The sequence below is a fragment of the Kitasatospora sp. NPDC127035 genome (genome assembly GCF_042726075.1).
In the GTDB taxonomy this organism is placed as follows: domain Bacteria; phylum Actinomycetota; class Actinomycetes; order Streptomycetales; family Streptomycetaceae; genus Kitasatospora.
Genome location: NZ_JBHXDN010000022.1, coordinates 42543 through 55508, shown reverse-complemented (window position 1 = coordinate 55508; position 12966 = coordinate 42543). Strand labels below are relative to the sequence as shown.

The following is a 12966-nucleotide window of genomic DNA, read 5'->3' as shown; positions in this document are numbered from 1 at the left end:
CCATAACGTCACGGGGTGGACAAGGTTGATCATGGCGCGTTCGGCACGGCCGTTTCGACGCCGACCGGGCGTCACTACCACTGCCTTGACAGGCCGTCATTTAGGTTTCCCAGAGCTCCCTTTGGAGTTTAGATTCAGAGGTATGACCTCAGTCAGGACGAACCTGCCCGCCAGCTGTGCGACGTCGGCGAGCAGTTGGGCGAACCCAACGACGCCAGCAAGCGGCTTGTGCAACGCTGGGAGTCCGGGGAGGTTCGCGCGCCTCGACCCGTGTACCTTCGAGCGCTGGAGGCCGTGACCAACGTGTCTGCCGACCGCCTTGGCTTCACGTCGGCTCAGCTACCCCCGCGAGTCACGGACGACGGGACTGGAGGACACGACATGACCTCCGACCGCTCGTTCCCGACTCCTCAGCCGTTGCCCGCCCCCACCGGGGACGACTACAGCGGGGTCTGGCTCAGTCACTACGAGTACTTCAGCAGTAGCCGTGAGAACACGTACTCGGGGCTGCACCACGTGGTGCTCACCCAACGGGGCAACCGGCTTGCGGCGTCGTCGCTACCGGGCGCCTCGTCGAACGCCGATTCGCCACTTCACCTCGACCTGACCGTCGACCGCAACGTGGTCACGGGCACCTGGACCGAGCAGACTGCCGACAACGGCTACTACCGGGGGGCCCGCTACCACGGCGCGATTCAACTGCTCGTGGACCCCACGGGGCGGCGCATGACCGGCAAGTGGATCGGCTTCGGGAAGGAGTTCGACGTCAACACCGGCCCGTGGGAACTCACTTTGCTGGATCGGTCGACCGCTGATGACGCCATTCGTCGGTTCAGCGTCGCCCCGACGCTGCCCGACCCCGTCTGAACCGGGGGTGAAGTGAGATCAGCCGCCGATCCGGGTTCGACATCCACCCCGTTCGCGGAGGCAGGCACCTGATCCAGGAGAACGGAGCCGATGCCGCGCGCCACCCAGGTAGCCGGTGTTCTCCACACGCAGCACCTGGCCGTCGTCGCCCGCAGCGTGGCCGTTCGTCGGGTCGCCGATGGTCACCGCCAGCAGCGTGAAGCCGACCTCATCAGACATCGTGACGTCGGTTGTGCCGCGTTGCCCGGTACTTCCAGGCGCATCATGGAGGCAGCAGGAGTCAGTCCGTTCGGCCGTCTCCGGGTGACTGCTTCTGGCGTCGCCGGACCTCGGCGAGCTGCTGACTCTCGTCAACGGCGGGCGGCTGCGTTACATGGGACACGCCGTCGGCGTCTTCGGTGGCGACAGACTCACCGTTCCGCGCCGCGTCCATCAGCCGTCGCATCCGTTCCATGCGGAGCCGCCGGAGTGCTTGACGGTCGCCCGGGGTCTGTTCGTCGGCCATGCCGGCCAGCGTACCCGCACGGCTCTCAGAGTGCCTGGTCGGCAGGGTTCGAACCTGCGACGTCCCGCTCCCAGAGCAGGCAATCCACCGTTGAGATACGACCAGTAGCCACCGAACGTTCCGCTGACCGAGGTCTGACGCCCCGCGTCCGCTCCCTCCTCCCACGAAGCGGCCCGCCCCGGGAATCGGATCCCGGGGCGGGCCGTCGGTCCTCGGCGCGTCGGCACCGCCGTGCGGGGCGCCGAGGACCGGCACGGTGTCAGGCGACGGGCGGGAACGCCTCGGCGTCGGGCTTGAGCAGCTGACCGGGCGCGGGCGCCTTCTGGTTCACCAGGTAGTCGGTGACCAGCACGTTGAGCGCCTTGCTGCGGCCGACCGCGCAGTGCTCGACCACGTCGACGGAGACCAGCACGGCGTTGCCGAGCTGCCGCTGCATCCGCTGCGAGAACTGGTAGTTGGTCGCCGGGTCGTAGAGGTTGCCGATCACCATGACCGGGGTGGCGGTCCGGCGGTTCCACGGGCCGGTGAAGCGCTCGGCGTCACGTGCCGGGGCCGGCCAGCTGGAGCAGGTGGGGCCGTCGAAGGCCTGGTAGCGGCCGAAGGTCGGGGACTCCTTCTCCCAGGCCCGGGCGAGACCGACGAACACCCGCGGGTTGGACGGGTACGGCTTGTCCTGGCAGTTGACGCCGTAGTACGAGTCGTCCGACGAGTACGGGGTCTCCGGCAGGGCCTCGCGCAGCGCGTTCGGGGCGGTCACCGCGAGCACGTTGGCCGCCTCGGAGCCGGTCGGGGCGGCGGCTGCCGCCAGGCCGTTCACGGCGGGCGCCCGGAGCACGTCGTCCAGCGCCTGGATCGACTGGGCGAGCGGCGCCTGGAGGCGCTGCGCGTAGAGCGAGCTCGCCACCTGGCTGGTGAAGCTGGAGAGGGTCACCTGGGAGCCGTTCGGCAGCGTGACCGGGCTGGTGCGCAGGTGGTCGCGGATCGCGTCGAACCTGGCCCGGGTGTCGCCCGCACCGAAGGCGCAGCGCGGCGCGCCCGCGGCCTCGCAGCGCTTGAGGAACTGGTCCAGGGCGAGTTCGAAGCCGGCGGCACGCTGCTTGTCGTACTCGACGCCGTCGCGCATGCGCAGGTTGGGGTCGACGTTGCCGTCGACGATCACCGCGCGCACCTTGTTCGGGTACATGCCCGCGTAGGTGGCGCCGATCAGGGTGCCGTAGGAGAAACCGGCGAAGGTCAGCTTGGCGTCGCCGACGGCCCGGCGCATCCGGTCGAGGTCCCGGACGACGTTGATGGTGGACATGTGCTCGATCAGCGGGCCCGCGTTGCGGGAGCAGGCGTCGCTGTAGTCCTCGGTGGCGTCGATGGTCTCGTTTATCTCGGCCCTGGTGACGGGTACGCCGACCATCCGGTCGTTGACGGCGGCGGCCTCCTCGTCGGTGGTGAAGCACTTGAGCGGGTTGCTGCGCGCGACCCCGCGCGGGTCGAACCCGACCATGTCGAAGCGGTCCTGCACGTCCTTGCCGAACCGGGGCGTGGTCGCCCACAGGTAGCCGCTGCCGCCCGGACCGCCGGGGTTGAGGAACAGCGAGCCGATCCGCTTGGCCGGGTCGCCCGCCCGGCGGCGCATCATGGCGATGCCGATCGTCTCGCCGTCGGGGTGGTCGTAGTCGATCGGCACCGGGTAGACGGCGCAGTCGTAGATCTTGGGATCCGGCTGCGTCGGGTCGGGGTTGCAGGGCTTCCAGTCGACCGATGCCACCTTGGCCTCGGCATTCGGGCCGGGATCCGGCGCGGCCACGGCTGCGGCGGCGCTGCCTGCGACGAGGGCGAGGGCACTGGCGACCGCCAGGGCCGCGCTGGTGAGACGGGACACGAAACCTCCTCAGGTTCTACAAACCCGCACAGCCTGTCAGCCCTCGGTCAAGAGGGGAAGACCACGAACGGCAGAAGATTCTTCCGGTTGTCCGTCGACACGGCGTCAATCTCCTCTTGGATCGGCCGATTGACGGGACATCACGCGGTGTTGCCCTCACACCGCGCCGTGGCCGGTCCTGCCGCTCTGCACCGGCGCGCCGGCCGGGTACACCCTCTTCGGCTACCGGTCGGCGGACAACGTCCGGGCGCCGCTGCTCGCCTTCCACACCTTGGTCGTGCCGCGACCGCCCGGCAGGGCGGCGGCCGGAGCGGCGATCGTCGCGGCCGTCCGGACGGCCGGCGCGCTCACCGCCGTGTCGCTCCGGTTCTTCCTGGCGCAGACCGCGATCTGTCTGGGCGTGGTCCGGACGTTCGGCGAGCGGACCGGACAACTCGTCGTCCGAAAACGACAGTTGTCCGCCATCGGCAGCACCGGCCGGGAGACCCCGGAGAAGATGCGGGGCCTGTTGCACGTCCTGCGGATCGCCCCCGACCCGAGCGACGGCCGGGGACCGCCGAGCCTCCGCCGGAGGTGTCGCCCGCGCCGCACCCGCCGGGCGCCCGCCCACCCTGGGCGCACCCGACGTACCGGGCGAGCCGTACGGCCCCGCGCCCGGACCGGCCCGGCTGCCCGAACTCGTCGAGCGCACCCGCGCGATGGGCCTCGCGGTGGAGCTGAATGCGGTCGGCACACCGCACCCGCTCGCGCCCGCCGTCAACCCACCGGTCCAGGAAGCGGGTTCACGCCTCACCGACCGGCGGCGGCCGGAGCAGGCACCGGGCCGGCCGGTACCGGGCCCGTCCGCCACGGGCGGTCCCGCTCCGCCCGGCGCACGGCCGGGCCCATCGCGCAGCCGGCCGCCAGGAAGATCCCGCCGAGCAGCAGCCAGCCCGGCGCGCCCCCGTCCAGCAGCAGCGTCGTCAGCAGCAGCGGACCGGCCGTCCGCGCCACCGCGACGCCCGTCCCGAAGAAGCCCTGGTACTGGCCGAGCCGGTCGGCCGGCGCCAGGTCGAAACCGATCTGCCAGGACCCGGCCGACTGCTTCATCTCGCCGAGCACCAGGAGCGCCGTCGCCGCCACCAGCAGCACCGCCGTCGCCCCGACCGGAACGCCGGCCGCCGTCACCGCGAACACCGCGCAGGACGCGAGCAGGATCGCCCCCGACCGGCGGACGGCACGGACGGCCGACCGGAGACCGGTCACGGCCCGCGCCGTACGGACCTGGAAGAGCGTCACGCCCACGGTGTCGAGCGCGAAGAGCACCGGCCCGAGCCAGCCGAGCCGTGGCTCCCGCTCCGCGATCCAGAGCGGGAGCACCAGGCTCAGCAGCGGCATCCGCAGCAGCAGCACGGTGTTGACCAGCGTCACCACGGCGTACCGGCGGTCGGCCAGCACCGCGAGCCCGGGCCCGTCGCGGCCCGCCCGGCCGGCCTCCGGCACGGCCTGCGGAACGACCTCCGACACGACCTCCGGCAGGCGGCGCAGCACCAGTCCCGCCACCAGGAAGCCCAGTGCGGTGAGCGCGAACGCGGCAAGGAAGGCCGTCCTGGTGCCGACGGTCAGCGCGACGCCGCCGAGTGCGGCACCGACCGCCAACCCGGCGTTGAGCGTCGACTGGAGCCGGGCGAGCACCCCGGTCCGCTCCTCCCCGGGGACGAGCCCGCCGATCAGTGCCTGACGGGCGGCGGCGAGTCCCGACTGCGCCGTCGCGTAGAGGCAGGCCGCGCCGAGGAACGGCAGGAAGGAGCGGACGACCAGGAAGGAGGCGACGACGGCCGCGGTGGCGAAGGCGAGCGTCACCGCGACGCCGCGCGGCCCGCGCCGGTCGGCGAGGTGGCCGAGCGGAACGCCGGCCAGCGACCCGATCCCCCAGGCCACCGCGAGGCCGAGGCCGAGCCGGGTCGGCGAGAGGCCGACGATCCGGGTGAAGTACAGCGCCGAGCTCGTGTAGTACGCGCCGTCGCCGATCGCACTGACCAACTGGGCTGCGGCGAGGATCCGTCGGGGTCCGACGGCCGGAAGGGGGCGAGGTTTCACGATGCTCCTGGAAGGCGGTCCCGGTCGTTCGACCTCAGGCTAGGGCGCCGGCGGACCACCGGGCAGCGCCAATGACCGTGCGATTCCCTGGGCCACTTGGCGACCGGCGGACCTGGGAGCTGTACCTCCGCCGACGCCCCGACCACCCGCGCCGGACCCCTGCGGCGGACCCCCGTGCCCGACCGCCGACGCGTGTCGGACGGTGCGCGGGGACCGGCGCCGACCGCACCCGCGCCCGCCCCGGGAACGCACGTGCGCCCCCGCCCGAGCATCACCCGGACGGCGGTACCGGGCACACTCCGGCCGTGCCGCGTACCGTCCGTGCCCGCCCCATCCGAGCTCCGGTCAGTTGTCCGATCCGGACTAAAGTGCCCGTGTTGACCGGCCAGTAAGGCGCTCCTATGCTCATCCGCGTTCGCGAACGTGGACACGACCAATCCTGTCCGCGCACACGAACACCGTTCACGCTCGCGTCCGCGAAACCGTTCCCGTTCGCGTACCCGAAGACCGTCCGGCACCGGGGCCGGGGCCCACGAAGGCCCGCCCCGCCGGAGCCGTCACCGGCTCGAAGGGCTCCCGCCATCAGCACCTCCACCGCACCCCCGGACGGCACCGCCGAGCAGCCTCCCTCGTCCACCGGACGCCGCCGCTTCCTGACCTACCTGCTCGCCGCGCCCACCCTCACCGTCGCCGCCCGGGCCGGTCTGGACGCCGCCGCACCGACCGCCGCCCGGGCCGCGGTTCGTGCCGCCGCGCAGGTCGCGGCCCCCGCCGCCGGACCCGCCGCCGGACCCGCCGGCGCGCCCTCGCAGTTGCTCGGCCTGCCCGGCGTCCCGGACATCCTCGACCTCGGCGACGCGCTGCTCGTCGCGGGCCTGCCCACCGCCCACCTCCTGGTCCTGGAGATCACCGCCGCCGGCCGCGCCGTGCTGCACCTCCCCAGGCTGGAGGTCGGCCAGGGCCTTACCACGACGGTCGCGATGCTGGTCGCGGAGGAGCTCGACGCCCGGCTCGGCGACGTCGACATCCCGCTCTCCGACGGCCGCCCCGACCTGCTGTTCGGTCAGCTCACCGGTGCCTCCAACTCGGTCCGCACCCTGTACGACCCGGTCCGCGCCGTGGCCGCCGCCGCCCGCGCGCGGTTGGTCACCGCCGCCGCCCGCCGCTGGTCGCTGCCGGCCGGCACGCTGCGCACCGCCGACTCCGCCGTCCTCGCCCCGGACGGCCGACGCGCCGGCTACGGCGAACTCGCCGCCGCAGCCGCCCTCATCGCCGCCCCCGCGGTGCCCCCCACCCCCAAACCCGCCGAACAGCGACGCCTGGTGGGCCGCCCCACCCGCCGGATCGACGCCCGCGACATCGTCACCGGCCGCGCCCGGTACGCCGGCGACCTCGCCGTCCCCGGCGCGGTACCCACCGTGGTCGCCCGCCCCACCACCATCAACGGCACGCTCGCGAGCCTGGACGCCTCCGCCGCCCGCACCATGCCCGGCGTGCTGGGCGTGGTGACGATCCCCAGCGGCGTCGCCGTGCTCGCCGAAACCTTCGACCAGGCCCTCAAGGCCCGCGACGCGCTCCGGACCTCCTGGCACCCCGGGCCCGTCGCCGCGCTCTCCGACAGCGACATCCGGGCCGCCCTCCGCGCCGCCCACGCACCGTTCCTCGTCCCGCCCCTGCTCACCCAGTACGTGGACGGCGAGTTCGACTTCGCCTTCGTCAACCACGCGCCGATGGAGGTGCTGACGGCGGTCGCCGACGTCCGCCCGCACCGCGCGGAGATCTGGTTCGCCTCGCAGACCCCGATCGTGGCCCAGCAGACCATCGCCGCCGAACTCGGCCTTCCGCAGGACGCGGTGACCGTGCACGTGGTGCGCGGCGGCGGCTCCTTCGGCCGGCGGCTCTTCTTCGACGCCGCGCTGGAGGCCGCCCTGATCTCCCGGGCCGCCGGCCGCCCGGTCAAGCTGATGTGGACCCGCAACGACGACATGCGGCACGGCCGGATGCGCCCCGCCAGCCACCACCGGATCCGCGCCACCTACGGCCTCGGACAGGTGCTCAGCTACGAACACCGGGCCGCCACCGTCACGACCGACTTCGGCCACGGACTCGGCGAGGCCCTCACCGCCGCCGGCTTCCAGCTCTCGGCCGCCGGAATCTCGCTCGCCCAGGCGTTCTTCCTGCTGAGCGAGAAGAACCCGTACAACGTGGGCCTCCCGACGCAGTTGCTCGCCGAGGTGCCGCTGAAGATGCACACCGGCAGCTGGCGGTCCGTCTACTCGGGCACCGTCCGGGTCGCCGACGAGATCATGACGGACGAGCTGGCCCGCCGCTTCGGTCAGGACCCGGTCGCCTTCCGCCGGGCCCTGCTGCGCGACGCCCGCGGCCGGGCCGTCCTCGACAAGGCCGCCCTGGCCGGCCGCTGGGGCCGTCCCATGCCGGCCGGCCACGCCCAGGGCATCGGCTACCACGACGAGAACGGCGGCCGCGCCGCCTACCTGGTCGAGCTCGACGCCACCGACCCTCGGCAGCCGCGCGTCACCAAGGCCGTGATCGCCGCCGACGTCGGCACGGTGATCAACCCCACCGGCCTGGAGGCGCAGCTGACCGGCGCGCTGGTGGACGGCATCTCGGTGATCCTCCGGGCGGGCAACCACATCGACCACGGCGCCGTCCGCGAGGGCAGCTTCGGCGACTTCCGCTACGCCCGCCAGCGCCACACCCCGCCGGTGGTGGAGATCCACCTCCTGCCGCCGAGCGGACCGCCCGGCGGCGCGGGCGAGCTGGGTGTGCCGGCCGCGTCGGCCGCGGTCGCCAACGCCTACGCCCGGGCGACCGGGACCAGCCCGCGGTCCTTCCCCGTCAACTTCTGAGCCGCGCCCTCCCGCCCCGCGCACCTCTTCGCCCGAACCCGGCCCACGAACCCCGGCCCACGAACCCGGCCCACGAACCCCGGCCCACGAACCCGAAGGACACCCCGTCCCCCATGCCCAGCCACACCTTCGTCCTCAACGGGCAGCCGGTCACCCTCGAGGCCCCGGACGACATGCCCATGCTCTGGGTCCTGCGCGACAAGCTCGGTGTCACCGGTCCCAAGTACGGCTGCGGCGTCGGTGTCTGCCGGGCCTGCACCAGCCACCTGGACGGCGACGAGTTCCAGCCCTGCACGGTGGCGGTGAAGGACTGCGCCGGCCGGCGTGTCACCACCATCGAGGGGCTCGCCGACGGCGACACCCTGCACCCCGTCCAGGAAGCCTGGCTGGAGTGCGACGTCGCCCAGTGCGGCTTCTGCCAGCCCGGGCAGATCATGACCGCCGTCGCCCTGCTCCGCCGCACGCCGGCTCCCACCGACGCCGACGTCGACCAGATCCAGAACATCTGCCGCTGCGGCACCTACCCCCGCATCCGGGAGGCCATCAAGCGCGCGGCGGCCCGGACCGCGTCAGGCACCTGAACCGGCCCGGGCCGGGGGCTCCGGCCGCGCGCCGTTCCCGCAGGAGACACCCCTAGCCATCGATGGTCTAGTCCACCTAGGGTGAGCTGCCGTCAGGATCACCGAACCGAAGGGTGGGATGACGATGCTCCGGCGCCGTTCCCTGCTGACCGTCGCGGGCCTGGGCGGCGCCGCGCTCGCCCTGCCCACCGCCGTGGCGCAGGCCGCACCGGCCGCCGCACCCGCTCCTGCGGCCCGGCCCGGTACACCCCGGCCGATCGACCTGCCCGAGCCGACCGTCCGGCGCACGGTCGGGACGGTGTCGCTGCACCTCGTGGACCAGGACCGGCAGGACCCCTTCGTATCGGGACCGCGCGAACTGATGGTGCAGCTCTGGTACCCGGCGCTCGGGAACGGCGGTGCACCGCGCGCCGCGTACACCACGACCCGGGTGGGCGCGGCCTTCGAGGAGTCGCTGCCGGTGGATCCCGGCACCATCGCGGCCCTGCGCCCGACCGCCCGCACCGGGGCGCCCGCCGTACCGGACCGGCTCCCGCTGCTGCTGCTCGGCCACGGCCGCCAGGGCGGGCGGAGCAACTGCACCGCGCTGGCCGAGGAGTTGGCGGCCCACGGCTACCTGGTCGCGGCGATCGACCACACCTACGACGCGGCCGCCGTGGAGTTCCCGGACGGACGGCTGGTGCGCAGCGTCCTGGAGGCGGATCCGGCCGACTGGGACGCCGCCGAGCGCAAGGAGGTCTCCGCCCGGGTCGGCGACCTGCGGTTCGTGGCGACCGAGCTGACCACCGGGCGGACCGCCCGACGGGCCGGGCTGCCGCGCGCCGACCGGCGCCGGATCGGCGCCTTCGGCCACTCCATGGGCGGTTCGGCCGCCGCCGAGGCGGTCCGTCAGGACAGCCGGTTCGTGACAGGGCTCAACCTCGACGGCGGCTTCTTCGGCTCACCGGTCGCCGACGAGGGCCTGGACCGGCCGTTCCTGTTGCTCACGTCGCTGGCCGACCACGACACCTGGCAGCGCTGGCGCCAGCACCAGCGCGGCTGGGGGCGCCAGTTGCAGTTGCGCGGTGCCGGGCACCTGAGCTTCACCGACCTGCCGCACGCAGCCGGCCCGGGCCACCTCGCGGATCACCTGCCGGCCGACGTCTACAGCGACCTGCTCGGCACCGTCGCACCGGAGCGGGCCACGGCGGTGACCCGCGCGTACGTCCGGGCGCACTTCGACCGCTTCCTGCGCGGTCGGCCGTCCCCGTTGCTGGAGGCGCCCTCGCGGCGCCATCCGGAGATCGCGTTCGTCTGGAGCCGGGGCTGACCGGACCGGGAGGGGCGCGGGACCGGCCCGGGACGCGTCCGCACAGGACGCGTCCGTCCGGGACGGCCCGCCGGCCCCGGCGCCCCGCGCGTCAGCCGGCGGACTCCGGGTCGCGCCCGAAGAACGCGACGAGCCGGTCGTACACCGGCGCATCCTCGTCGACCTTCACCTCCGCGCCGAACGAGCGGCCCTCCTCCTCACTCCCCCGGTACTCCGGCCGCAGCGCGCCGCGCCCCCAGGCCAGGGACGCCCGGGCGACCTCGTGGTCGAGGCCGTCCGTGGACTGACCGGTGGCCTTCGCCAAGTCCCACGCGTGGACGGCGAACTCGGCGATCTGCTGGTCCACGGGGAAGCGGGCGGGCAACTCGCCCGCGCCGGGCACCTGGATGACCCCGTCGAGGTCCCCGGCCTGTCGCCAGGCGGCCACCAGCCGCTCCGCGCCGGCCTCGAAGCGGTGCAGCCAGTCCTCATCGACCCGCTCGAAGGACGCCGACCAGTCCGGTGTGCCGCCCTCGGCCCGGACGGTGAACTGCTCCAGGTCGAACAGGAGATGGCTGATCAGCTGTCCGACGTCCCAGGACCGGCAGGCGGTCGGGTGACCGGCCTGCTCGGCGCCGGCGCCGTCGATCAGGCCGGCGGTCTGGGCGAGCGCACGGGCGAGCAGCTCGATCGGGTCTTCCGCTCCGGTCATGACGCACCTCTCGGATCACTCGGGACCCGCACCCGGGCGTGCGCCCGCGTGCGGGTCCCCGCATACGTGGTCGGACCGGGCGATCGTAAACGGGGCCACTGACAACCGGCCCGGAACAACACCCCGGGCCGGTCGCCCGGGTGCCGTTGCGTCAGACGGCGAAGCCGCCGTCGACGGCTATCTCGGCACCCGTGACGTAGCGGCCCTCCTCCCCGGCCAGGTGGGCCACCGTCGCGGCGACGTCGGCGGCCCGGCCGAAGGAGCCGAGCGCGGTGAACCCCGCCTGGAAGGCGGCCGACGGCCCGTCCGCCGGGTTCATGTCGGTGTCGATCGGGCCCGGGTGGACCACGTTGGCGGTGATCCCGCGCGGGCCGAGCTCACGGGCCAGCGCCTTGGTGAGTCCGATCACCGCGGCCTTGCTGGTCGCGTACAGGCTGCCGCCGGGGAAGGCAGTGCGCTTGGCGATGCAGCTGCCGATGGTCACGATCCGACCGCCCTCGGTCAGGTGGGCCGCGGCGGCCTGGGCGAACAGGAACGGCGCGCGGACGTTGACCTCCAGCACCCGGTCCACGTCGTCCAGACCGATCTCACCGATCGGCCCGAGCACGCCCACCCCGGCGTTGTTCACCAGGATGTCCAGCCGCCCGAACCGCTCGGCGACCGCCGCGACCACGGCCCGCACCTCCTGCGGGTCCGCACTGTCCGCCCTGACCGCCCACCCGCGGCGCCCCATCGCGGTGATCTTCGCCGCCACCGCCTCGGCCCGCTCCGCGCTGCCGAGGTAGGTCAGTGCGACGTCCGCGCCGTCCTCGGCCAGCCGGAGCGCCACCGCCTCCCCGATGCCCCGGCTGCCACCGGTCACCAGGGCCACCTTGCCGTCGAGCTTCGCCAGCACAGTCGTCGTCATATCGTCGGAACTCCTTGCCTCGTTCGTGGACATGACTCGATCCTCGGGCCTCGCCGTCCGGGACTCCGGCGGTATTCGGACGTCGCGTTCAACGTTCAACAATCAGCACACGACCCCCCGCCTCCACGTCCGGCCCGGCCCGACCGGCGGACACGCCGAACGGCCGCCCCCGGGCAGGGGACGGCCGTTCGGAGGTTCCGGAAGCCACGTCTCGCGGGCGTCCGCGCCCGGACCGCCGGGCCCGGGGGGCCTGCCCGGGGGCGGTCCGGGCGGTCCGGGCGACGGGCCCGGATTGCGGCAGCGGAGCGCCGAGCACGATCCGGGGGGGGCGCGGCGCCACCGGTGCACCGTTCGTCAGGGCGCGATCCTCCCGGAGCGCCGGCCTTCAGCGGCGGCCTTCAACACGCGGGCCTCCGGGGCACGGACCCCCGGGGCACGGACACCGGGCGCACGGGCTCCCGGCGCACGGGTCGTCAGGGCTGCACCGCTCGACCCGGCTCAGACCGTCAGGGTCTGGCCCGGGAAGATCAGGTTCGGGTTGCCGCCGATCGCCCGGGCGTTCTTGGCGTGCAGGCTCGTGGCGTCGGTGCCGAACTTGGCCGCGATCCCGCTCAGCGTGTCACCGCTCCTGACGGTGTAGCTGCCGCCGCCGGTGTTCTTCTCGGACGCGGCGGGCCTGGCCGGCTTCGCGGCCTCCTGGGCCGGCGCCTTCCGGGACTGCGGCTTCTGGTCCTGCGCCTGCTGCGGCTTGGCGGCGGGCTTCGCGGCAGGCTTGGCCGGCTGCTCCTTCGCCGGCTGCTGCGCCTTGGGCGCCGGAGCGGCGGTGTCGACGGCGGCCGGGGCGCCGCCCCTGGCGAGGCCCGCCTTGGCCGAGCAGACGGGCCAGGCGCCCGGGCCCTGCGAGGAGAGGACCTTCTCGGCGACGGCGATCTGCTGCGCCCTGGACGCCTGGTTGGCCTGGGCCGCGTACGCGGTGCCGCCGAACGCCTTCCAGGTCGAGGGGGTGAACTGCAGTCCGCCGTAGAAACCGTTGCCGGTGCTGATGCTCCAGTTTCCGCCGCTCTCGCACTTGGCGACGGAGTCCCAGGCGGAGGCGGGTGCGGCGGAGGCCGAGGTGGCCGTGACGAGGCCGGCCACCGGCAGGGCCGCGACGGCGGCTCCGGCCACGACAGCCATCCGGACACGGTTGCGCTTGGTGGCGCCGGTACCCGAAGTGGTGTTGTCGGCAGCGGTGGCAGCGGCGGTCTCGTGACGGGGATCCATGGAAGTCCTCTCGACAAGCCC

General features: G+C 73.7%; 12 protein-coding genes and 1 tRNA gene. 4 read left to right on the top strand and 9 right to left on the bottom strand.

Annotated features, from left to right (window positions below; all coding sequences use genetic code 11):
• Nucleotides 1-132 precede the first annotated feature (132 nt).
• On the top strand, nt 133-867 hold the full coding sequence (locus tag ACFWIC_RS17720; RefSeq protein WP_380519350.1) for an XRE family transcriptional regulator: 735 nt from the start codon (nt 133-135) through the stop codon (nt 865-867).
• 18 nt (nt 868-885) lie between these two features.
• On the opposite strand, the gene ACFWIC_RS17715 is transcribed toward ACFWIC_RS17720, so the two are convergent.
• From ACFWIC_RS17715 to ACFWIC_RS17690, 6 genes are all read right to left on the bottom strand, one after another.
• The gene (locus tag ACFWIC_RS17715) at nt 886-1086 is read right to left on the bottom strand and encodes a hypothetical protein (RefSeq protein WP_380519291.1); all 201 of its coding nucleotides are present in this window, start codon (nt 1084-1086) and stop codon (nt 886-888) included.
• A gap of 61 nt (nt 1087-1147) precedes the next feature.
• The gene (locus ACFWIC_RS17710) at nt 1148-1372 is read right to left on the bottom strand and encodes a hypothetical protein (protein WP_380519290.1); all 225 of its coding nucleotides are present in this window, start codon (nt 1370-1372) and stop codon (nt 1148-1150) included.
• Nucleotides 1373-1405: 33 nt separating this feature from the next.
• Nucleotides 1406-1477 (bottom strand) — tRNA-Pro (locus tag ACFWIC_RS17705).
• A 154-nt stretch (nt 1478-1631) separates the two neighbouring features.
• Nucleotides 1632-3245: an alpha/beta hydrolase gene (locus ACFWIC_RS17700; RefSeq protein ID WP_380519288.1), complete on the bottom strand. Its 1614-nt coding sequence runs from the start codon at nt 3243-3245 to the stop codon at nt 1632-1634.
• A 222-nt stretch (nt 3246-3467) separates the two neighbouring features.
• A complete protein-coding gene (locus ACFWIC_RS17695) occupies nt 3468-3596 on the bottom strand; it encodes a hypothetical protein (protein ID WP_380519286.1) in 129 nt (42 codons plus the stop codon).
• Between the two features lie 438 nt (nt 3597-4034).
• A complete protein-coding gene (locus tag ACFWIC_RS17690) occupies nt 4035-5324 on the bottom strand; it encodes an MFS transporter (RefSeq protein ID WP_380519285.1) in 1290 nt (429 codons plus the stop codon).
• A 401-nt stretch (nt 5325-5725) separates the two neighbouring features.
• On the opposite strand from ACFWIC_RS17690, the gene ACFWIC_RS17685 reads away from it, so the two are divergent.
• The 3 genes from ACFWIC_RS17685 (at nt 5726) to ACFWIC_RS17675 (ending at nt 10084) form a co-directional block, all read left to right on the top strand.
• Nucleotides 5726-8194 carry a molybdopterin cofactor-binding domain-containing protein gene (locus ACFWIC_RS17685; RefSeq protein WP_380519283.1) on the top strand — a complete coding sequence of 823 codons (2469 nt, stop codon included), beginning with the start codon at nt 5726-5728 and terminating at the stop codon, nt 8192-8194.
• Nucleotides 8195-8307: 113 nt separating this feature from the next.
• Nucleotides 8308-8775, top strand: a complete 468-nt coding sequence (locus tag ACFWIC_RS17680; RefSeq protein WP_380519281.1) for a (2Fe-2S)-binding protein — start codon at nt 8308-8310, stop codon at nt 8773-8775.
• A 118-nt stretch (nt 8776-8893) separates the two neighbouring features.
• Nucleotides 8894-10084: an alpha/beta hydrolase family protein gene (locus tag ACFWIC_RS17675; protein WP_380359589.1), complete on the top strand. Its 1191-nt coding sequence runs from the start codon at nt 8894-8896 to the stop codon at nt 10082-10084.
• A 91-nt stretch (nt 10085-10175) separates the two neighbouring features.
• Here ACFWIC_RS17675 and ACFWIC_RS17670 read toward each other — a convergent pair whose 3' ends face one another.
• The 3 genes from ACFWIC_RS17670 to ACFWIC_RS17660 all read right to left on the bottom strand — a co-directional run bounded on the left by ACFWIC_RS17670 (nt 10176) and on the right by ACFWIC_RS17660 (nt 12945).
• On the bottom strand, nt 10176-10775 hold the full coding sequence (locus ACFWIC_RS17670; RefSeq protein WP_355404196.1) for a TIGR03086 family metal-binding protein: 600 nt from the start codon (nt 10773-10775) through the stop codon (nt 10176-10178).
• Nucleotides 10776-10926: 151 nt separating this feature from the next.
• Nucleotides 10927-11682 (bottom strand): SDR family oxidoreductase, encoded by a 756-nt coding sequence (locus tag ACFWIC_RS17665; RefSeq protein ID WP_329951135.1) that lies wholly within the window; start codon nt 11680-11682, stop codon nt 10927-10929.
• 498 nt (nt 11683-12180) lie between these two features.
• On the bottom strand, nt 12181-12945 hold the full coding sequence (locus ACFWIC_RS17660; RefSeq protein ID WP_380519278.1) for a transglycosylase family protein: 765 nt from the start codon (nt 12943-12945) through the stop codon (nt 12181-12183).
• Between the last annotated feature and the right edge of the window lie 21 nt (nt 12946-12966).

Bases quoted from the DNA above. Each gene is read 5' to 3' on its own strand.
- ACFWIC_RS17715 (WP_380519291.1), bottom strand. From the start codon at position 1,086: ATGTCTGATGAGGTCGGCTTCACGCTGCTGGCGGTGACCATCGGCGAC.
- ACFWIC_RS17710 (WP_380519290.1), bottom strand. From the start codon at position 1,372: ATGGCCGACGAACAGACCCCGGGCGACCGTCAAGCACTCCGGCGGCTC.
- ACFWIC_RS17685 (WP_380519283.1), top strand. From the start codon at position 5,726: ATGCTCATCCGCGTTCGCGAACGTGGACACGACCAATCCTGTCCGCGC.
- ACFWIC_RS17680 (WP_380519281.1), top strand. From the start codon at position 8,308: ATGCCCAGCCACACCTTCGTCCTCAACGGGCAGCCGGTCACCCTCGAG.
- ACFWIC_RS17675 (WP_380359589.1), top strand. From the start codon at position 8,894: ATGACGATGCTCCGGCGCCGTTCCCTGCTGACCGTCGCGGGCCTGGGC.
- ACFWIC_RS17670 (WP_355404196.1), bottom strand. From the start codon at position 10,775: ATGACCGGAGCGGAAGACCCGATCGAGCTGCTCGCCCGTGCGCTCGCC.
- ACFWIC_RS17665 (WP_329951135.1), bottom strand. From the start codon at position 11,682: ATGACGACGACTGTGCTGGCGAAGCTCGACGGCAAGGTGGCCCTGGTG.
- ACFWIC_RS17660 (WP_380519278.1), bottom strand. From the start codon at position 12,945: ATGGATCCCCGTCACGAGACCGCCGCTGCCACCGCTGCCGACAACACC.